The 18,409-nt window shown below is 73.1% G+C and carries 15 protein-coding genes and 1 tRNA gene; 8 read left to right on the forward strand and 8 right to left on the reverse strand.

The genetic code is table 11. The annotated features are described in order from the left end of the window. Positions 1-171: 171 nt before the first annotated feature. Complete coding sequence (locus RLT58_RS04480; RefSeq protein ID WP_311314411.1) at positions 172-1,188, reverse strand: alpha/beta fold hydrolase; 1,017 nt, start codon at positions 1,186-1,188, stop codon at positions 172-174. A 310-nt stretch (positions 1,189-1,498) separates the two neighbouring features. Here RLT58_RS04480 and RLT58_RS04485 point away from each other — a divergent pair, with 310 nt between their 5' ends. Together RLT58_RS04485 and RLT58_RS04490 are read left to right on the forward strand one after the other, a co-directional pair. Then, positions 1,499-1,978, forward strand: coding sequence for a GtrA domain-containing protein (locus tag RLT58_RS04485; protein ID WP_311309075.1), 480 nt, complete (start codon positions 1,499-1,501; stop codon positions 1,976-1,978). A gap of 170 nt (positions 1,979-2,148) precedes the next feature. Beyond that, the gene (locus RLT58_RS04490) at positions 2,149-3,960 is read left to right on the forward strand and encodes an AAA family ATPase (RefSeq protein WP_311309076.1); all 1,812 of its coding nucleotides are present in this window, start codon (positions 2,149-2,151) and stop codon (positions 3,958-3,960) included. Positions 3,961-3,989: 29 nt separating this feature from the next. On the opposite strand, the gene RLT58_RS04495 is transcribed toward RLT58_RS04490, so the two are convergent. Then, complete coding sequence (locus RLT58_RS04495) at positions 3,990-4,799, reverse strand: maleylpyruvate isomerase family mycothiol-dependent enzyme (RefSeq protein WP_311314412.1); 810 nt, start codon at positions 4,797-4,799, stop codon at positions 3,990-3,992. Between the two features lie 178 nt (positions 4,800-4,977). On the opposite strand from RLT58_RS04495, the gene RLT58_RS04500 reads away from it, so the two are divergent. The 5 genes from RLT58_RS04500 (at position 4,978) to sph (ending at position 10,183) form a co-directional block, all read left to right on the forward strand. Then, the gene (locus RLT58_RS04500; protein ID WP_311309077.1) at positions 4,978-5,718 is read left to right on the forward strand and encodes a response regulator transcription factor; all 741 of its coding nucleotides are present in this window, start codon (positions 4,978-4,980) and stop codon (positions 5,716-5,718) included. Further along, complete coding sequence (locus tag RLT58_RS04505; RefSeq protein ID WP_311309078.1) at positions 5,705-7,765, forward strand: sensor histidine kinase; 2,061 nt, start codon at positions 5,705-5,707, stop codon at positions 7,763-7,765. The genes RLT58_RS04500 and RLT58_RS04505 overlap by 14 nt, the downstream gene beginning before the upstream one ends. 125 nt (positions 7,766-7,890) lie before the next feature. Next, positions 7,891-8,313, forward strand: a complete 423-nt coding sequence (locus tag RLT58_RS04510; protein ID WP_311309079.1) for a sortase-dependent protein — start codon at positions 7,891-7,893, stop codon at positions 8,311-8,313. A gap of 90 nt (positions 8,314-8,403) precedes the next feature. Then, entirely contained in the window at positions 8,404-9,057 is a 654-nt protein-coding gene (locus RLT58_RS04515) for a class F sortase (protein WP_311309080.1), read from the forward strand. Positions 9,058-9,202: 145 nt separating this feature from the next. Then, positions 9,203-10,183 (forward strand): sphingomyelin phosphodiesterase, encoded by a 981-nt coding sequence (gene sph, locus RLT58_RS04520; RefSeq protein WP_311309081.1) that lies wholly within the window; start codon positions 9,203-9,205, stop codon positions 10,181-10,183. 208 nt (positions 10,184-10,391) lie between these two features. Here the strand turns inward: sph and RLT58_RS04525 are convergent, their stop codons facing one another. After that, entirely contained in the window at positions 10,392-11,222 is an 831-nt protein-coding gene (locus RLT58_RS04525) for an RNA methyltransferase (protein WP_311309082.1), read from the reverse strand. A gap of 99 nt (positions 11,223-11,321) precedes the next feature. After that, positions 11,322-11,406: transfer RNA gene (locus RLT58_RS04530), tRNA-Leu, on the reverse strand. A 224-nt stretch (positions 11,407-11,630) separates the two neighbouring features. Here RLT58_RS04530 and RLT58_RS04535 point away from each other — a divergent pair. Next, positions 11,631-12,935: a DUF2254 domain-containing protein gene (locus RLT58_RS04535; RefSeq protein ID WP_311309083.1), complete on the forward strand. Its 1,305-nt coding sequence runs from the start codon at positions 11,631-11,633 to the stop codon at positions 12,933-12,935. A gap of 9 nt (positions 12,936-12,944) precedes the next feature. Here the strand turns inward: RLT58_RS04535 and RLT58_RS04540 are convergent, their stop codons facing one another. The 4 genes from RLT58_RS04540 to eboE form a co-directional block, all read right to left on the reverse strand. Continuing rightward, positions 12,945-14,510 (reverse strand): aldehyde dehydrogenase family protein, encoded by a 1,566-nt coding sequence (locus tag RLT58_RS04540; RefSeq protein WP_311309084.1) that lies wholly within the window; start codon positions 14,508-14,510, stop codon positions 12,945-12,947. Between the two features lie 221 nt (positions 14,511-14,731). After that, positions 14,732-15,778, reverse strand: coding sequence for a sugar phosphate isomerase/epimerase family protein (locus RLT58_RS04545; protein WP_311309085.1), 1,047 nt, complete (start codon positions 15,776-15,778; stop codon positions 14,732-14,734). A 58-nt stretch (positions 15,779-15,836) separates the two neighbouring features. Next, positions 15,837-17,234, reverse strand: a complete 1,398-nt coding sequence (locus tag RLT58_RS04550) for an alkaline phosphatase family protein (protein WP_311309086.1) — start codon at positions 17,232-17,234, stop codon at positions 15,837-15,839. Then, positions 17,231-18,406: a metabolite traffic protein EboE gene (gene eboE / locus RLT58_RS04555; protein ID WP_311309087.1), complete on the reverse strand. Its 1,176-nt coding sequence runs from the start codon at positions 18,404-18,406 to the stop codon at positions 17,231-17,233. Before eboE ends, RLT58_RS04550 begins: the two co-directional genes overlap by 4 nt. Between the last annotated feature and the right edge of the window lie 3 nt (positions 18,407-18,409).

The following is an 18,409-nucleotide window of genomic DNA, read 5'->3' on the forward strand; positions in this document are numbered from 1 at the left end:
GGCCTCTGCAAGGTGAGGGGATGTGGGGGAAAGCGACTGGAGTGTTCCAGAATCGTCAGGCGTCAAGGAAGACCCTTGCAGTGTGCACATGATGACGCCGAGCCAAACAAACGGCAACGAAACGAATCAGCACCGACCAGCCGGCCACCCCGGGCCAGCCCTCGCCCCGCCCTACGTGGCGCTCCGTTCGCTCGCCACTCGCAGGTCGCGGACCACCGCGCGCTGGTGGGCCTGGGCGACCACCCCCAGGGGGCGGCCGGGGCGGCCCTTGCGGAGGAGGATGCGCCAGCGTTCGGGGCTCCAGTCGGCCGGGGTGGTGGTGCGGATGAAGTGGTCGACCAGGGCGCAGAAGCGGTCCGGGTCGCTGTGGAAGGGGAAGTGGCCGGCGCCGTCGAAGATCTCCAGGCGGCTGCCCGGCATCGCCGCGTGGGCGCGGTGGGCGTGGCGGACCGGGACCACGCTGTCGCGGGAGCCCCAGATCAGCTGGGTGGGCATGCCGGCGGCGAGATAGCAGCGGTCGAGCATGGTGATCACCTGGCCGCGCCAGTCGACCACCGAGCGCAGGGTGCTGATGAACGCGGCGCGGGACGTCGCGTCCGGCAGGGCGTCCACGACGTTGAGCATCTCCGAGGCGTCCTGGCCCAGGTCGGTGTCCAGGAGCTTCATCAGGCCGGTGAGCAGGCCGACCTGGCCGCGCATGCCCGGGAGGCGGAGCATCGAGAGCAGGAGTTCCGCGCCGGGCAGCGACACCGCGCGCAGGACCGGGGTCACCTCGCGGCCCACCCCGCCCGCGCTGACCAGGATGAGGCGGTCCGTGTGCTCGGGGAACTGGTAGGCGAACTGCATGGCGACGCCGCCGCCCAGGGAGTGGCCGATCAGGGTGGCCCGGTCGATGCCCAGGACGCCGAGGAGGTCCCGTATCCCGTTGGCGTATCCGGCCACGGAGTAGTCCGCCCGGGGTTTGTCGGAGGCGCCGTGGCCCAGGAGGTCGGGGGCGATCACCGTGTGGTCGCGGGCCAGTTCGGGGATCAGCTTCTCCCAGGTGGTGGAGGAGCCCCCGATGCCGTGGATGAGGAGGAGCGCCGGTCCGTCGCCGGCGATGCGGTAGGCACGGCGGTAGCCGTGGACGGTGTGGTACCTGAGCCGGATCCGCACGTCGCCCGCCGGCCGGGGCGGGCTCGTCGGCAGGGGCAGGTACGGTGCGGGTGCTGCGGAGCTGAGCACGAGATCGCCTCCCGTTTCTACTGGCTCATATCTGGCCCATGTAGTGAGAAGGCCGAACTTCCTCCATGCCGGCGCATTTCCACTAGGTTCCGGGCTGAGCGCGGCATCCCGGCAGGTCCGGGCACGTCCCCGGGGCCACGTCCCCTGGGGGATGCCCCCTAGGAAAACCGGGGGGAAACCGGGTCGTGCGCAGGACGCCCGGTCCGTAGGTTCTGCGGTGGAATCCTCGTACCGCTCCGCTTCCCCGTTCCTCACCGCCTTCGGAGGCCATCCCGTGACCGCCCCTTCCCCCCGGCCGACGCGCACGCTCCACCCGCTGGTTGCGGCCTTCACGCGCTTCGTGGTCTGTGGCGGCGGGGTGGGCCTCGCCTCCAGCGGCGTCCTGGTCCTGCTGCACGGCCGGATGCCGCTCGTCCTCGCCAACGCGCTGGTGACCGTGGTGTCCACGGTGATCGCGACGGAGCTGCACAGCCGGGTCTCGTTCCGGAGCGGGCGCCGGGGATGGGGGGTGCACCTCCAATCGGGCCTGACGGTCGCGGTGAGCTACGCCTTCACGACCGGGGCGCTGTTCTGCCTGTACGCGCTCCGGCCGGACGCCTCGGCCCTCGTCCAGCAGGGCGTGTACCTGTCGGCGTCGGCCCTGGCCGGGATCGGGCGCTTCGCGCTGCTGCGGATGGTCGTCTTCGGCGAGCGCGCGGCGGACGGGGTACGCGAGCCCGCCCTCGGCAAGTCCGCCGTCGCCATGGCGGCCTGAGGCCGGGCACCGGGCGGCGGTCCGCCCTCACCGCGGGTTCGCCGCACGGCGGGGGCCGGGGCGCACCCGGCGGGGGCCCGGGCGTGTTGGCTATCCTGACCACCGTTCCAGGTGATCACGGCGGCCGGTGGCCGTCGGCGCGGGCCGCGCCCCGTCGAGGGGAGAGTCACGTGCAGGGTGCCGCGAGCCGGGGGTCGGTCAAGAAGGCCGAGCAAGCGTGGACCCAGGCGGTGATGCTCATGCAGCGCGGGGACAACGCGGGGGCCGCCGCGCACTTCGCCCTCGCCACCCAGCACGACCCCGGCGCGGCCGACGCCTGGCTGGGGCTGCACAAGACCGGGGAGAACCAGCAGGAGTCGCTGGACGCGATGCTGCGCTGCTCGGCGACCTTCGGCGCGCTGCGGACGAAGTTCGGGCTGCCGTTCCGGTCCACGTTCCAGATCGGCCACTACGTCACCTTCCGGCTGGAGAACGCGCGCGATCTGTGGCTCGCCGCCATGTCCTCGCTCCTGGACAAGAAGCGGCTCGACGAGGCCTGGGCCGGGCTGTCCACCGCGCAGCTCGACTGCGACGAGACCCGGTTCGTCTGCACCCGCTACGCGTTCGTCAAGGAGGACTGGGCGCTCGTCCTGAGGTTCGCCACCGGCATCGGGGACGCCTTCCTGTACGACGAGGCGCAGTTGTACGTGGGGGCCTCGCTCTTCGCCCAGGGCGTCTACCACGAAGCCGTGAACGTGCTGACGCCGCTGCCCAGGAAGCTGGAAGCGGGCAGCCGGTTCGACGCCGAGACCAAGTACTTCATCGGGCGGTCGCTGGAGGAGCTGGGGCAGCACGAGGAGGCGTTGAAGCGGTACCAGTACGCCTTCCGGTGCGCGCCGGGGCTCTTCGACGTGGACACCCGCGCCCAGGCCCGGCCGAAGCCCCCGCCGCCCGTCCCGGTCGCCTCGGTCGTCCCCGAGCCGGCGCCCGAGACGCCCCCGGCACCCCCTGCCGCACCGCCGCCGCCGGCCGCGCCCAAGCCGTCCCCCGCTGCCGCCCCCGGCGCGGACGGCGGCACCGGCAGCCCGACCGCCGAGGAGCGGGCCCGGCTGCTGGCCGAGGCCCAGCAGTCGCTCGACGCGATGATCGGGCTCCAGCCCGTGAAGCGCCAAGTGCTTACGCTGATCGCCCAGTTGCGGATGTCCGCGCTGCGCGAGGAGCAGGGTCTCCCGGGCGGGGCGCGGCCCCGCCACTTCGTCTTCGCGGGGCCGCCCGGCACCGGCAAGACGACCGTGGCCCGGATCATCGGCAAGGTCTTCGCCGGGCTCGGACTGCTCAGCTCGGGCCATGTGATCGAGGCCCAGCGCGTGGACCTCGTCGGTCAGCACCTCGGCTCGACGGCCATCAAGACCAGCGCGGTCATCGACTCCGCGCTGAACGGGGTGCTGTTCATCGACGAGGCGTACGCCCTGTCCAACAGCGGCTACAGCGGCGGCGACGCGTTCGGCGACGAGGCGCTCCAGGTGCTCCTGAAGCGGGCCGAGGACGACCGGGACCGGCTCGTCGTCGTGCTCGCCGGATACCGTGACGAGATGGCCGAGCTGCTGGCGGCCAACCCCGGTCTGGTCTCCCGCTTCAACACCCGCGTCGACTTCCCCTCGTACTCCGCCGGGGAACTCGTCCTCATCGCCCGGTCCGTGCTGGCCTCCCAGGGCGACGAACCCGATGCCGGGGCCGTCGAGGTCCTCGGTTCCCTCTGCACGGCGATCGTGGACGGCGGGATGGCCGACACCGTGGGCAATGCCCGGTTCGCGCGCGAACTCTGCCAGAAGGCGTCCGCGCAGCGGGATCTGCGGCTGTACTCCGCCCACACCGACAGCACACCGACCCGGGAGGAGATGGTGACCGTGCTCGCCCGGGACGTGGTCGCCGCGCACGACGAGCTGATGGAGTCCCACGGTCTCGCGGGCGAGGCGGAGGGCGCGGGCGGGAACGGCTCCTAGCCGGGGCGGCCCGCGCTCCCCCCACCCCGTCACGGCGCCTTGAAGTACTCCGGGAAGCGGGGGCCGATCCAGGGCTTGCGGCCCCATGCGAGGACGCGGCCCCTGGCCATGGCGCCCATCGGCGCGCAGCGGCCGAGCGCCATCAGCAGGAACGTGACCGGCTCGATGGAGATCGTGCAGTCCGGGCGGCCAGGCGGCCGGTGGTCCGCGGTCACCGCGCCGTCCACGAACGTCACCCCGAACCGGCCGCCGCCCCACAGCCGCACCGTGTAACGGGCGTTCAGCCCCGCCGCGGCGGCTGCGTCGGCGACCCGGGGCATGGCCTCGACCATGAACGGGAGCGTCAGCGCGACCCGGGCCCGGTCGACCATGTGCGGGCGCTTCAGGGCGCGGGCCAGGTCGTACCCGTGGCCCAGCATGTGGGTCAGGAGGTAGGAGCCGAGCACCGCGCGGTTCATGGGGCCCATCGGCGTCATCAGGATCTCGTCGCCGGACCGCCCGGCCATCGCGTCCAGGCAGGCGGCGGACTGCTCGACGATCATCGCGGCGAGGGGGTGGGCCGCGCGCTCGCCGAACGCCGCGAGGGCCTGTTCGTTGGCGGCGGCGATGCTCTGCGGGGTGCCGTCGCCGTGGCCGATGGTCCGCCCGGCGGCGAGCTCGGCCATCAGCGCGTTGGCCTGGGCCAGGTGCGCGGCCACCTCCCCCACCGTCCAGGTCAGGCCCGGTACGGGAGCGCCCGTGTCCGGGGCGCCGCGCAGCAGCTCCGCGATCTCCTCGGCCGTCGTCCGTATCGCGTCGGCCAGCCCTTCGGGCAGTTCGGTGGGGCGCCCTCCGGTCACCGGTTCCGCGCCCGCCGTCTCGTGCCGCCCTGCCGCCGCATCCACCGTGCTGCCCGCCCTCCTCCCGGAAAACGTGCCTGCCGCCCCGCATGTTACCTGCGGGTACACGAGAGCAGGCCGGAGGGCCTTCCGGCAAGAGGCCGAGGAGCATCGTTCGAACCCCTCTACGATCGAGCGCGTGTGCGCAAACGTGATCGTCGCCGAAGACGACGAGAAGCAGGCCGAACTCCTCCGCCGCTACCTGGAGCGGGAGGGGCACTCCGTGACCGTGACCGGCGACGGTCTCGCGGCCCTCGACGCGGTCCGGCACCGGGAGCCCGACCTGCTGGTCCTGGACGTGATGATGCCCCGGGCCGACGGCCTCGACGTCGTACGCGTCCTGCGCGCGGAACACCGCGAGCTGCCCGTACTGATGCTGACGGCCCGCACCACCGAGGACGATCTGCTGCTCGGTCTGGACCTCGGTGCGGACGACTACGTGACCAAGCCGTACAGCCCGCGCGAGCTGATGGCCCGGGTGCGGACGCTGCTGCGCCGCAGCCGGCGCGGCGGCGCGGGCGGCGCAGGTGAGGCGGTTCCGGACGATTCCGGGGTGCTGAAGGTGGGCGCTCTGGTGGTCGATCCGGCCCGGCACGTGGTGTCGGTGGACGGCGAGGCGGTGGAGTGCACGCCCGGGGAGTTCAGGATCCTCTCCGCGCTCGCCGCCGAGCCCGACCGGGTCTTCTCCCGGCAGCAGCTCCTCGCCGAACTGCACGGCTTCGACCGCTACATCAGCGACCGGACCGTCGATGTGCACGTCATGAACCTGCGCAAGAAGATCGAGCCCGCCCCGCGCCGGCCGGCCCGGCTGCTCACCGTCTTCGGCGTCGGCTACAAGCTGACGGACCCGGCCAGGGCGGCGGCACGTGCCTCGTCGTGACGGCCGGACGCGGAACGCGTCCGCGGAGGCCGGGCGGCGGGGCCGACTACCGCTGCGCAAGAGCCTGTTCGCGCGGCTGCTGGCCGTATCCGCCCTGGTGGCAGCCTGTTCGGTGGCGGCCACCGCCTGGCTCGCCGTACAGACCACCTCCGGCGCGATCCTTCAGGAGCAGGGGCAGAACCTCACGGCCGACGCCCGGATCTACCACAGCCTGCTCGGTTACGCGGCGGCTCATCCCACCTGGGACGGCGTCGGGAAGACCGTGCGCGACCTGGCCCGGCAGTCGGGGCGGCGGATCGCCCTGACGACGCAGCAGCGCGCCCCGCTCGCCGACTCGGCGGCGCCCGACGGCTCGGCCGCGCTGCCGGCCCAGGCGTCGGCGGTCGTCGACCCGCTGGCGGTGGACACCGCACTGGCGGCCGAGAACGCCGGTCCGTCCGGGACCCCGGCCGACCGGGTCGATCCGCGGGCGGTCGGCCCGTTCCGGCTGTCCGGGCCGGAGCGCACCGAGCTGCGGACGGTCGCGGACCGGAGCGCGGCCTGTCTCGGGGAGTTCGGGATCGCCGCCGATGTGGTGTCCAGCGCGAGCGGGCGCCCGCTCATCCAGGTGGTGGGCAACGACCCCGAGCGAGCACAGGACACCCGGTGCGCCCTCGACGCGCTGGACAAGCCGACGGCGACCGAGAAGAAGGCCCTCAAAGCCCTCAACCAGCTGGCCGACGCCTGTCTGAAGCGCCAGGGCCGCAGCGGCGTCCACCTCAGGCTGGGGCTGTCCTGGGGGCAGGCGGCGGAGCCCGTACCCGCCGAGGCCACCGCCATGGCGACGCCGAGCGCCGTGCCCAGCCCCCCGCCGACCGACGTGCCCCAGGAGCGGCGCGGGGCGGAGCCGAGCTCCCCGCCGGGCGTCGTGCCGGGCCCCGCCCCGTCACCGGCGGTCGGCAACAGCGAGGACGACCGGGCCATCGCCTCCTGCGTGGGCACGGCCCGCCGCGAACAGCTCGGTTCGTACGTGGCCTCGCCCGCGCTGCTGTTCATCGGCGACGCCGGGCGCACCACCGTGCCCGGCTTCGACCTCTCCCCGGCCAACACCGCCCGGATCGCGGGCGCGGCGGCGCTCGTCCTGGCGCTCACCGTCGGCGCCTCGATGCTCGTCGGAGCCCGGCTCGTCCGCCCCCTGCGCGCCCTGACCGGCGCCGCCCAGCGCATGCGCGACGGCGAGGACGGCGCGCCGGTGCGGGTCACCGCGGACAACGAGATCGGACGGCTCGCCGCCACGTTCAACGACATGTCCGCCCACCGGGCCCGGCTGGAGGCCCAGCGCAAGGCGATGGTGAGCGATGTCGCCCATGAACTGCGCACACCGCTCAGCAACATCCGGGGCTGGCTGGAGGCGGCGCAGGACGGGGTGGCCGATCCCGACCCGGCGTTCATCGCGTCGCTGCACGAGGAGGCGGTGCAGCTCCAGCACATCATCGACGACCTCCAGGACCTCGCACAGGCCGACGCCGACGCGCTGCGGCTGCACCCCGAACCCGTACGGATCGAGGAGCTGCTGGGGCAGGTCGCGGCCGCGCATCAGGCCCGCGCGGAGACGGCCGGGGTGGCACTGGGCGTGGCGTCCCCGCCCTCGGACCGGCCCCTGCCGGGGCTGACGGCCGATCCGGTGCGGCTGCGCCAGGCCGTGGGCAACCTGGTGTCGAACGCGATCCGCCACACCCCGTCCGGCGGGACGGTCACGCTGCGTCCGTACGGCTCCGAGTCCGGTGACGCGGTGCTGGTGGACGTCGCCGACACGGGCAGCGGCATCCCGCCCGAGGACCTCGGCCATGTCTTCGACCGCTTCTGGCGCGCCGAGAAGTCCCGCAGCCGGCGCACGGGGGGCAGCGGGCTCGGCCTGGCGATCGTGCGCAAACTCGCCGAGGCGCACGGCGGCACGGCCACGGCGGTGAGCGCCCCGGGGCAGGGTTCGGTGTTCACGCTGCGCCTCCCGGCCGACGGCGCGAAGCCGCCGCGGAACCGGCACACCGCCGCGACCGATGAGCCCTGATTCGATGACCACAGCGATCTGACAGCTTCTTCACAACTTCGCGCCAGCCTGTCGGCACGCCTCGCGCCGCGGTGCGCACCCGCACCGCGGCGCCGTCGAGGCCGTACTGGAACGGAGCCTTGTCCATGCCCCTGCGTACGTCCCTGCGCACCGCCCTCCTCGCCGCTGTCGCGGCCGGCGCGGTATGCGTACCCGCCACGTCGGCGTTCGCCGACTCCTCCCCCACCCCCGCGCCCTCGCGGACGGCGCCGAGCGCCGAGCCTTCCGTCGTGCCCTCCGAGGCACCGAGCACCGTGCCCTCCGAGGCACCCCGGGGCGGTGTGGCCGCCGGAGACAGCCCCACCCGCGCCTCGACGCCCGCCCCGGCCGAGCCGTCGGCGGTGCCGTCGGCCGCCCCGCGCGGCGGGGTCGCGGCGGGTGAGCACCCGGCCGGCACCTCGGGCGACAACACCGCCGCCGTCACGGGCTCCGCCGTGGCCGCCCTCCTGGTCGCCGGCGCCGGAACGGTCGTCCTGCGACGCCGCTCCGCCGGCCGCCGCCGGGGCTGACCCGCACCGCAACCGCTGAGCACGCCGTGGCACCGTCCCTCACCGGGCGGTGCCGCGGCCGTGGCCCGACCCCTCTGGAGCCCGTTCCCCATGACCCGTACCCCCGCGCCGCCGTCCCGTCCGCGCACCGCCCCGCTCGTGTACGCCTGCCTCGCGCTGACCGCGCTCACGGCGCTGACCGGCTGCTCCGGTTCCTCGCCCTCGCAGGCGGCGTCGTCGAAGCCGGCGGCCGCCGGTGTGCGGGCGCCCGCCACGACGGGCGCCCCCGGCACCACGGGCAGCACTGCGGCGAAGAAGCGGGCGCGACCGCCCGTGCACCTCTCCATCCCGTCCCTCGGGGTGAGCAGCGACATCATGCGCCTCGGCCTCAACGCCGACCGCACGGTGGAGGTGCCGCCGGCCGACAAGGGCATGACGACCGGCTGGTACACCGGGGGTTCCGTGCCGGGCGAGCCGGGCGCCGCCGTGCTGATCGGGCACAACGACACCCGTTACGGCCGGGCCGTCTTCCACGATCTGAAGAAGATCACCAAGGGCGCGGACATCGTGGTCCGGGACGACCGGGGCGCGGAGATCCACTTCGAGGTCACCGGCCGCGAGACGGCGAGCAAGAAGGCGTTCCCGACCGCGCGCGTCTACGGCCGGACCGACCGGCGCGCGCTGCGGCTGATCACCTGCGACGGCGCGTTCGACGCGGCGGGCCACCCGGTCGACAACCTGATCGTCTACGCGACGAGGAAGTGACACGTCACCGGCATGTGACGGGCACCTGATGGACGGCGGTGGGACGGACTCCCGGCATCCGCCGTCTACCCACGGGTAACTCCCCCTGCTTTCATGGGTTCCAGGACGTGTCCCCCCAACCGCAGCAGCAGAATCAGGAGCCCCCGTGCCGCACTCCGCCCGTCGCCGTATCTCCGGTGCCGCCCTTTCCGCCGCCCTCGCCGCCGTCACCCTGGCGGCCGGCGCACCGCACGCGTCCGCCGCCGAGGCCCCGTCGCTGCGGGTGCTCACGTACAACACGTTCCTGATGAGCACGAACCTGTATCCGAACTGGGGGCAGGCCCACCGGGCGGCGGAGATCCCGAAGGCCTCCTTCTTCCGGGGCAATGACGTCGTCGTGCTCCAGGAGGCGTTCGACAACGCCGCGTCGGACGCGCTGACGGGCAACGCGTCGGCCCAGTACCCGTACCACACACCGGTGGTGGGCCGGAGCAAGGCGGGCTGGGACGCCACCGGCGGCTCCTACTCCGCCGTCACTCCGGAGGACGGCGGCGTCACGGTTCTGAGCAAGTGGCCGATCGTCCGGCAGGAGCAGTACGTCTACAAGGACGCCTGCGGCAGCGACTGGTGGTCCAACAAGGGCTTCGCCTATGTGGAGCTGAATGTCGGGGGCACCCGGGTGCACCTCGTGGGGACCCACACCCAGTCGACCGACCCGGGATGCGGCGCGGGTGAGGCGGCGCAGATCCGCAGCAAGCAGTTCCGGCAGATCGACGCGTTCCTGGACGCCAAGAACATCCCGGCGTCCGAAGAGGTCATCGTGGCCGGTGACTTCAACGTCGACTCCCGCTCCGCCGAGTACGCCACGGCGCTCGCGGACGCCGGGCTGACCGCGGCCGACGCCCGCACCGGCCACCCGTACTCCTTCGACACCCGCGACAACTCGATCGCCGCCGAGCGCTACCCCGACGACCCGCGCGAGGAACTGGACCACGTCCTGCACCGCACGGGCCACGTGCGTCCGGCGGGGTGGACGAACGAGGTGGTCAAGGAGCAGAGCGCGCCCTGGACCGTCTCCAGCTGGGGCACCGACTACACGTACACCAACCTCTCCGACCACTACCCGGTCGTCGCGTCGGGCCGGTGACCCGGGGGCCGGGCGGCCGGGGCCGCCCGGCTCGCAGCCTCCGCCCCGCGCGGACGCCCCGCCGGACGCCCCCGGCTACCGCGACACCGCCGGCGCGTTCGCCCGCCTCCACCGCCCGACCTGCCCGGCCGGCTCGACCGTCTTCCTGATCCGCCCGGACGGCTGTCCGCAGGACCGCTTCCCGCTGGGCGGGCGAGGCGGACAGGCCCTAGGCCGCGCGCAGCTTGGCCAGACGCTGGCGGCGTGCCTCGTAGAGCACGATCGAGGCGGCGTTGGAGGCGTTGAGGGAGCTGGCCGAGCCCGTCATCGGAATGCTGACCACGTGATCGCAGACCTCGCGCCAGGCCGCGCTCAGCCCCGATGTCTCGTTCCCGATGAGCAGCAGGACGGGCTGGGTGAGGTCGAACTCGGACGCCTCGGAGTCCCCGTGCTCGTCCGTGCCCACCACGGCCACCGGCCGGCCCTGGGCGCGCTCCTTCGCCAGCCATTCCATGACCTCGTGGTGCGACTGACTGCGCACGACGGGCAGCGCGAAGAACGAGCCCGTCGAGGCGCGTACGGCCTTCGGGTCGTACGCGTCCGCCGCATGCCCGGTGACGACGAGCCCGTGGGCGCCGAAGGCATCGGCCGAGCGCACGATGCTCCCGATGTTCCCCGGCTGTGTCGGACGGTCGAAGACGAGGCCGAGGAAGTCGTCGCCGACCGTGATCCGCGACAGGTCGTCGGGCGCCATCGCGACCACGGCCAGGACCTCCGGGGCGCCCTCGGTCTTCTCGCTGAGCTCCGCGAGGAGTTCCGGAGCCATCGCGATGCGTTCGGTCGTCACCCCGCGCATCAGCTCCTCGGCCCAGCGCGACAGCGGCCGGCTCGCGTCGTACAGCAGGGACCGGACCGTCCACCCGTGCTCCACGGCCATCGTGATCGGACGCACGCCCTGGACGAGGAACTCCCCCGCACGTCCGCGCTTGGTCCGGTTGGTGAGCAGCGTCTGGAACTGCTGAAAGCGGGCGTTGCGGGTCGAGATCCGCTGCACAGCCACCGGTGGTCCTCCCGGGTGAAGATGGGGGTGGGTCGAGCGGCCATTGTCCCAGCTGCCGCGAACGCAAAAGAACCCCAGGTCAACTGGGGTTCCTGCCGGTGTCCGAGGGGGGACTTGAACCCCCACGCCCGATAAAGGGCACTAGCACCTCAAGCTAGCGCGTCTGCCATTCCGCCACCCGGACCAGGTGGTCGGCCGCGGTCTCCCGTGGCGACAAAGAAAACAATACCAGGGGTTCGGGGTGGCTCTCACCTGCATATCCGGTGGTCATCGCCCTGGCCGGTGCGGTGCGGGGGTACCGGCGGGGGCGGTGCGCACGGTCCGTCCCGGAGCGCGTACGGGCTGTGGTTCCGGAGGGTCGGCGGTGGGGTCCGGCCCCGGGTGGGCGGGGCGGGTTACGTTCCCGGCATGAGTGATCGCGGCTCCCGTCCTCCCCGCGCGCTGTCGCCGTTGCGCGAGCATCTGCGCGAGACCTTCTGGTTCGCTCCGACGCTGACGCTGCTCTGCGCCATCGTGCTCTGGTTCGCCGCCTCGGAGCTCGACGAGCAGCTCATCGCGCTTCTGCGGCGCGAGAAGGCGTACGACGAGATCAAGGATCTCGTCTCGGTCGCCGAGGACACCAAACAGATCGTCGTCACGATCAGCTCGGCGATGATGACCTTCATCGGTGTGGTGTTCAGCATCTCGCTGGTCGCCGTGCAGATGGCGAGCGGGCAGCTGACGCCCCGGGTGGTGCGGATCTTCGTCCGGAGCCGGATCAGCAAGCTCACGCTGTCGGTCTTCCTCGCGACGTTCGTGTTCTCGCTGCTGGTCCTCAGCTCGTACGAGAGCGAGACCGATCCGCGCCGGGTCACCTCCGTGCCGTTCGTGCAGAGCGTGCTGACCGCCGCGCTCGTGGGACTCAGTCTGCTGCTGTTCATCGCCTATGTGAGCTCCACGCTGCGGCTCATGCAGATCGGACCGGTCCTGGACCGCATCACCCGGGACACCCTGCGGGTGCCGGCGCGGATGCCCAGCGGCCGGCCGCGGGAGGAGCCGCTCGGCGCGGAGACCGCGCAGATCGTCCACGAGGGGCGCGCCGGGGTGCTGCGGGACGTCCATGTGGTGCGGCTGGTGCGGACCGCGCGGCGCCAGGGGGTCGTGCTGCGGCTGATCCCCCGGCTCGGGGACTTCGTGGTGCCGGGGACGCCCGTGCTGGCGGTGCACGGCGGGGCCGCCCCGTCCCGGCGGTCGCTGCGGTACACCGTGTCCGTCGGGGTGGAGCGCACCCTTCACCAGGACCTGGCGTTCGGGCTGCGTCAGCTGGCGGACATCGGGCTGCGGGCCCTGTCCGCCGCGGTCAACGATCCGACGACCGCCGTGCAGAGCCTGGACCGGATCGTGCAGGTCCTGGCGGCCGTCGTGCGCCTGCCCCTGGGCGAGGTGCACCACCGGGACCGGAAGGGTGAGGTGCGCCTGGTGCAGGACGTCCCGGGCTGGCCGGACCTGGTGGATCTCGGGTTCGAGGAGATCCGGCAGTGCGCGGCGGACACCCCGCAGGTCACCCGCCGGCTGCTGGCCGGGATCGACGACCTGATGCTGCTGGCGTCGCCCGAGCGGCAGAAGCCGCTGCTCCGGCACCGTGCGCTGCTGGTGCAGGCGGTGGAGCGCACGGTGCCGGACGCGGCGGAGCGGGAGTTCGCCCTGCTGCCCGACCGGCAGGGCATCGGCTGAGGCGGGGCGTTACGGCATCAGGTGGTAGTCCGGGAAGTTGCCGGGCAGGCGCTCCCCCTCGGGGCCGTCGGTCACCGCCCGTACGAGCAGCTCGCCGCCGACGAACGCCCCGCGCCAGGAGGCGCCGAAGCCGCCGAACAGCTCGTCGCGGTCACCGCGTGAGCGCGGCTTGCCGTGGCCGACCTTGAAGGCGCGGATCTGCGGGGCCAGCCGCTCGTACGTCGCCGGGTCGTCGGTCGAGAGGGTGGCGACCAGCGCGCCGTTCGACGCGTTCATCGCGGCCAGCAGCTCCGCCTCCGTGTCGACCAGGATGATCGTGTCGACCGGGCCGAAGGGCTCCGCGTGGTGCAGCGGCGAGGACGGCGGCGGGTTGAGGAGCGTGACCGGGTGGAGGTACGCGGAGGTGTCCTGGCCCGGCAGGAAGTGGCCGCCCGACGTGGCGGCGTCGCCCCTGTACAGCGGGACCGCGCCGCGGTCGACCGCCTCGGCCACGTGGTCCGCCAGCTCCTTCGCCTTGGCCGCGTTGATCAGCGGGCCGAAGTCCAGGTCGGGCAGCGGGTCGGCGGGGTCCGCGACGGCGAGGGGGTGGCCCACGCGCAGCGAGCGGACGGCCGGCAGGTACGCCGAGAGGAACGCGTCGAAGGCGCTGCGCTGGACGACGAAGCGCGGGTAGGCCGTGCAGCGCTGCTTGCCGTAGTCGAAGAGCTTGGGGATCACGGCGGTGAGCGCGTCCCAGTCCGTGTGGTTCCAGATGCCCCAGGTGTTGAGGCCCTCCTGTTCGAGGATGTGCCGCTTGCCGAGGTCCGCCACGGCGGTGGCGATCCGGGCGCCGGTGTCGCGGCCGCCGACGAAGGAGACGCAGCCGATCTCGGGTGAGCGCACCAGCGCCTCGGAGAGTTCACCGCCGCTGCCGCTGACCAGGGTGAGCGGGATCCCCTCGCGTGCCGCCAGCGCGCAGGCCAGGGTCAGACAGGCCACGCCGCCGTCGGTGGGGGTCTTCGCGATCACCGCGTTGCCGGCCAGGGCCTGCACGAGCATCGCGTGGACCAGCACGGACATGGGGTAGTTCCAGCTGGCGATGTTCGAGACGGGGCCGGGCAGCGGGGTCCGGCCGGCGAGCATCCGGTCGATGTTCTCGACGTACCAGCGCACGCCGTCGATGGCCCGGTCGACGTCCGCCTGGGCGAGGCGCCAGGGCTTGCCGATCTCCCAGACGAGGAGCAGGGCGAGCAGCTCGCGGTGTTCGGTGAGGGCGTCCAGGGTGGCCGTCACCCGGGCCTTGCGCTCGGTGAGCGGGGTGTGACGCCAGGCGCGGTGCTGGTCGAGGGAGGCGCGGACCGCGCGCTCGGCGGTCGCGGCGTCGAGCCGGGGCGGGCCCACGATGGGGCTGCCGTCCACGGGGGTGGTGGCGGGCAGGGCCCGGCCGTCGCGTTGCCAGACGGATCCCCAGAGGTTCAGGACGCGGTCGTCCTGGAACGCCTCGGGCGCGGTGCTCAGGCAGCGGTCCCAGGCGTCGGACCAGGCGGTCCCGGGCTTGAGGGTGAGGGTGGGCGTGGGTGTGGCGTCGGGGGCCATGGGTTCTCCGCTCTCGGTGCACGATCGGGGCGCGTTCGGGGTGCGGGGTGGGGCTGAATGCTGCCGCGACGGGGCTGGGGTTCGCTGCAGCGGGACTGGAACGGCCCGTAGTACCAGGGTGTGCCCGGGAGAGTGCTTCCGGCCACCGCATGCGCGCACGCCCGGCCGGGTGGCCCCGGCCGGGCGTGCGGACATGCGGGATCTCCTTCCGGAGGGAGTGGCTAGCAGCCCTTCTGCCGCAGGGAGTGCAGATAGGCGGCCGAGCGCCGGGCGGTGGTGAAGGAGTCGACGATCGGCTGGTCGTGCTCGACCTGCCAGTGGTGGTCGCGGCGGCCGCCCCTGGTCTTGTTGACCGCGGTCAGGAAGCGCTTGTAGTCGATGTCGCCGTCACCGACGTCCACCATCTTGTAGCCGTCCCGGGCCGCCTCGTCGTGCTCGCCGTCCTTGACGTGGAACAGCGGGTAGCGGTCGGGCTGCTTCAGCACGTAGTGCAGCGGGTCGAACGAGTCGGGGGTGCCGTCCACGCGCTTGCCGAAGCGGAACTGGCCGACGTAGGCCCAGTAGATGTCCATCTCCAGGAACACCAGGTCGGGGTCGGTCTCGGCGAGGAGCACGTCGTAGAGCCGGACGTCCGGACGGTCGGTGGCGAAGGAGAACTCCTCGGCGTGGTTGTGCTGGTAGAACTTCATGCCGCGCTTCCTGGCCGCGGCTCCGTAGGTGTTGAAGTCCTCGGCGGCCCGCTTCCAGGCGTCGACCGTCGATCCGTAGCGGAAGGGCCCGGACGCGGTCCCGATGTGGGCGAGGCCGAGGGCCTGGGCGTCGTCGAGGACCTGGTTGAGGTTCTGCGCGAAGGTATAGGCGTTGGGGTTGTTGTCGTCCGCGTAGCCGACGTGGCTGCCGATGCCCTTCAGCCCGTGGTCCCGGGCCAGCCGCTTGAGCTGGGCGAGGGTGATGCCGCCGCCCGCGCCCTGGGTGTATCCGGCGTACTCGATCTCGTCGTAGCCGTAGGCCGCCAGCTCGGCGAAGACCTTGGCGAAGCCGAGCGCCGCGACCTTGTCGCGCAGGGTGTAGAGCTGGATGCCGAGGCGGCCGGGCGGCAGCAGGGGGCTGCCGTGGGGCTTGCCGTGCGGTTGGCCGTGGGCACTGGCGGCGGGGGCGGCGGCGCCGACGAGAGCGGCGGCGGTCGCTCCGGCGGCGACGCCGAGCATGGAGCGTCTGCTGAGCTTGTGGGCGAGTTCGGCGTCCACGGGGGTGCGGCGGCGGCTCATGGGACTCCTTCTGGGTGCGTGGATACGGCGGGTGCGGGGGTGCTGGGGATCCGCGTTGTCAGTGCAGTCCGGCAAGCTGGAGCAGCAAGGACTTCACTTCGGTGGCCCGGACCGGGCCGGTGAACGCGTGGGGGGTGGAGCAGAGGATGAGCGGACCTTCTTCGTCGCTCAGGGGGAGGCGGCCGTGGCTGCCGCGAATAGGTGAGGGGTCCAGGGGCACGACCGCCATGCGGTAGCGCATCCCGAGCTTCTTGCGGGCGACCGCGGTGACCGCCTTGACCCGGACGTACGGGTCCTGCGGGTCCATGAACAGCTCGACGGGGTCGTAGCCGGGTTTGCGGTGGATCTCGACGAGCTGCGCGAAGTCGGGCGCGCGGGCGTCGTCGAGCCAGTAGTAGTACGTGAACCAGGCGTCCGGGTCCGCGACGGCGACCAGTTCGCCGGAGCGCGGGTGGTCGAGGCCGTGGGCCTTCTTGCCCTCGTCGTCGAGGAGCCGTTCGATGCCCGGGAGGCCGGCCAGGGCGTCGCGGGCGGCTTCCAGGTCCTCGGGGCGGCGTACGTAGACATGGGCGATCTGGTGGTCGGCGACGGCGAACGCCCGGGAGGCCATCGGGTCCAGGTACTCCATGCCGTCCTGGGTGTGGACCTCCAGGAGCCCGGCCCGGCGCAGGGCGCGGTTGATGTCGACGGGCCGGTCGACACGGGTGATGCCGTACTCGGACAGGGCGACGACGGTGCGGCCCTCGCGGCGGGCGTCGTCCAGGAGCGGGGCCACGGCCCGGTCGAGGTCGGCGGCCGCCTTGAAGGAGCGCGGGTCGTCGGGGCCGTAGCGCTGGAGGTCGTAGTCGAGGTGCGGGAGGTAGCAGAGGGCCAGATCGGGGTGGCGGGTGCCGAGGATGTGGCGGGTCGCGTCGATGATCCACTGGGAGGAGACGAGGTCGGCGCCGGGTCCCCAGAAGTGGAAGAGCGGGAAGGTGCCGAGCTTCCGGGTGAGTTCGTCGTGGAGGGCGGGCGGCCGGGTGTAGCAGTCGGGTTCCTTGCGGCCGTCGGCGTAGTAGACGGGGCGCGGGGTGACGGTGAAGTCGGTGTCGGCGCCCATGGCGTACCACCAGCAGATGTTGGCGACGGTGTAGCCGGGGTGGGCGCGGCGGGCCGCGTCCCAGAGCTTGTCGCCCTCGACGAGTCCGTTGTGCTGCCGCCACAGCAGGACGTCGCCCAGCTCGCGGAAGTACCAGCCGTTGGCGACGATGCCGTGTTCGGCGGGGGTGGTGCCGGTGAGGAAGGTGGACTGGGCGGCGCAGGTCACGGCGGGGAGCACGGTGCCGAGCGGGGCGTGGGTGCCGCTCTGCCCCAGGGCCTTGAGGCGGGGCATGTGGTCCAGGAGGCGGGGGGTGAGCCCGACGACGTCGAGGACGAGCAGGGGCGTGGGTGAGTCCGTCGTCCCGGGGGCGGTCATGGCAGCTCCTTGAGGCCGAGGTCGACCAGGAGGTCGCGGGCGAGGGTGAGTTCGGCGGCGATCCCGTCGGCGAGCTGGGCGCGGGTGCGGGGGCGCAGCTCGGCGGGGAGCGCCTGCCAGGTGTACGTCTCGACCTCCAGGTGCCGGGTGAGCGGCCGGGCCCGGCCGACCAGCCGGGTCAGCGTGGCCCGGAGCACGGGGAGGGTGGAGGTGAGCGGGGGCGCGGGGGGTGCGTGCAGGGGGACGTGGAAGTGGGCGCGCCAGGGGGCTCCGTCGGGCAGGGTCTCGCCGCCCAGGGCCTCGTCGAGATCGTCGGTGCCGCGCAGTCCGGCGGCGGTGGCGACCCGGGTCTGGTGCAGGAAACGGGGTTCGGCGAAGGCGGCGAGCGCGGAGCGCACCTCGGGGAGGTGGGGGTGCTCGGCGTGCAGGGCGGCGGAGAGCTGTGCCTTGACGGCGGGGATGCCGGCCTCGGTGAGCGCGTCGAGCGCGGTGTCCGGGTCCTCGAAGGAGGTGGCGAGGTGGCAGGTGTCGACACAGATGCCGATGCGCGGGTGGCCGACGGCGGTCAGGGGCGCGAGGGCGTCGGCGGTGGTCTCGACGGTGCAGCCGGGTTCGGGTTCGAGGCCGATCCGGATGGACTTCCCGGTGAGTTCGGCGAGGGCGTCGAGGCGCTCGCCGAGGGTGGTGAGCGCGGCGAGCGCGGTGCGGGCGGCCTCGGGGTCGCCGGTGTACGGGGTGCGCCAGGCGAGCGGCAGGGTGGAGATGGTGCCTTCGGTGACGTCGTCGGGCAGCAGCACGGCGAGCAGCCGGGCGAGGTCGGTGGTGTGGGCGAGGCGTTCGGGGTCGGTCCAGTCCGGCTTGTACACCCGGTACTTGACCTCCTCGGCACCGAAGCCCTCGTACGGGAAGCCGTTGAGGGTGACGACCTCGAGGCCTCGGCGGTCGAGTTCGGCGCGCAGGGAGCGCAGTTGCGCGGGGTCGTTGACCAGGGTGCGGGCGGCGTCCCTGGCGAGCCAGAGGCCGATGCCGAGGCGGTCGCGGCCGAGCCGCTTGCGTACGGGTTCGCAGTGGTCGCGCAGCTGGGCGCGGACGCCTTCGAGGGTTTCGGCGGGGTGGACGTTGGTGCAGTACGCGAGGTGGACGACGGTGCCGTCGGGGTGGCGGAAGCGCATGGC

The organism is Streptomyces sp. ITFR-16, from assembly GCF_031844705.1.
Lineage (GTDB): Bacteria > Actinomycetota > Actinomycetes > Streptomycetales > Streptomycetaceae > Streptomyces.

Bases quoted from the DNA above. Each gene is read 5' to 3' on its own strand.
- RLT58_RS04510 (WP_311309079.1), top strand. From the start codon at position 7,891: ATGCCCCTGCGTACGTCCCTGCGCACCGCCCTCCTCGCCGCTGTCGCG.
- RLT58_RS04515 (WP_311309080.1), top strand. From the start codon at position 8,404: ATGACCCGTACCCCCGCGCCGCCGTCCCGTCCGCGCACCGCCCCGCTC.
- RLT58_RS04535 (WP_311309083.1), top strand. From the start codon at position 11,631: ATGAGTGATCGCGGCTCCCGTCCTCCCCGCGCGCTGTCGCCGTTGCGC.
- RLT58_RS04540 (WP_311309084.1), bottom strand. From the start codon at position 14,510: ATGGCCCCCGACGCCACACCCACGCCCACCCTCACCCTCAAGCCCGGG.
- RLT58_RS04545 (WP_311309085.1), bottom strand. From the start codon at position 15,778: ATGAGCCGCCGCCGCACCCCCGTGGACGCCGAACTCGCCCACAAGCTC.
- RLT58_RS04550 (WP_311309086.1), bottom strand. From the start codon at position 17,234: ATGACCGCCCCCGGGACGACGGACTCACCCACGCCCCTGCTCGTCCTC.
- eboE (WP_311309087.1), bottom strand. From the start codon at position 18,406: ATGCGCTTCCGCCACCCCGACGGCACCGTCGTCCACCTCGCGTACTGC.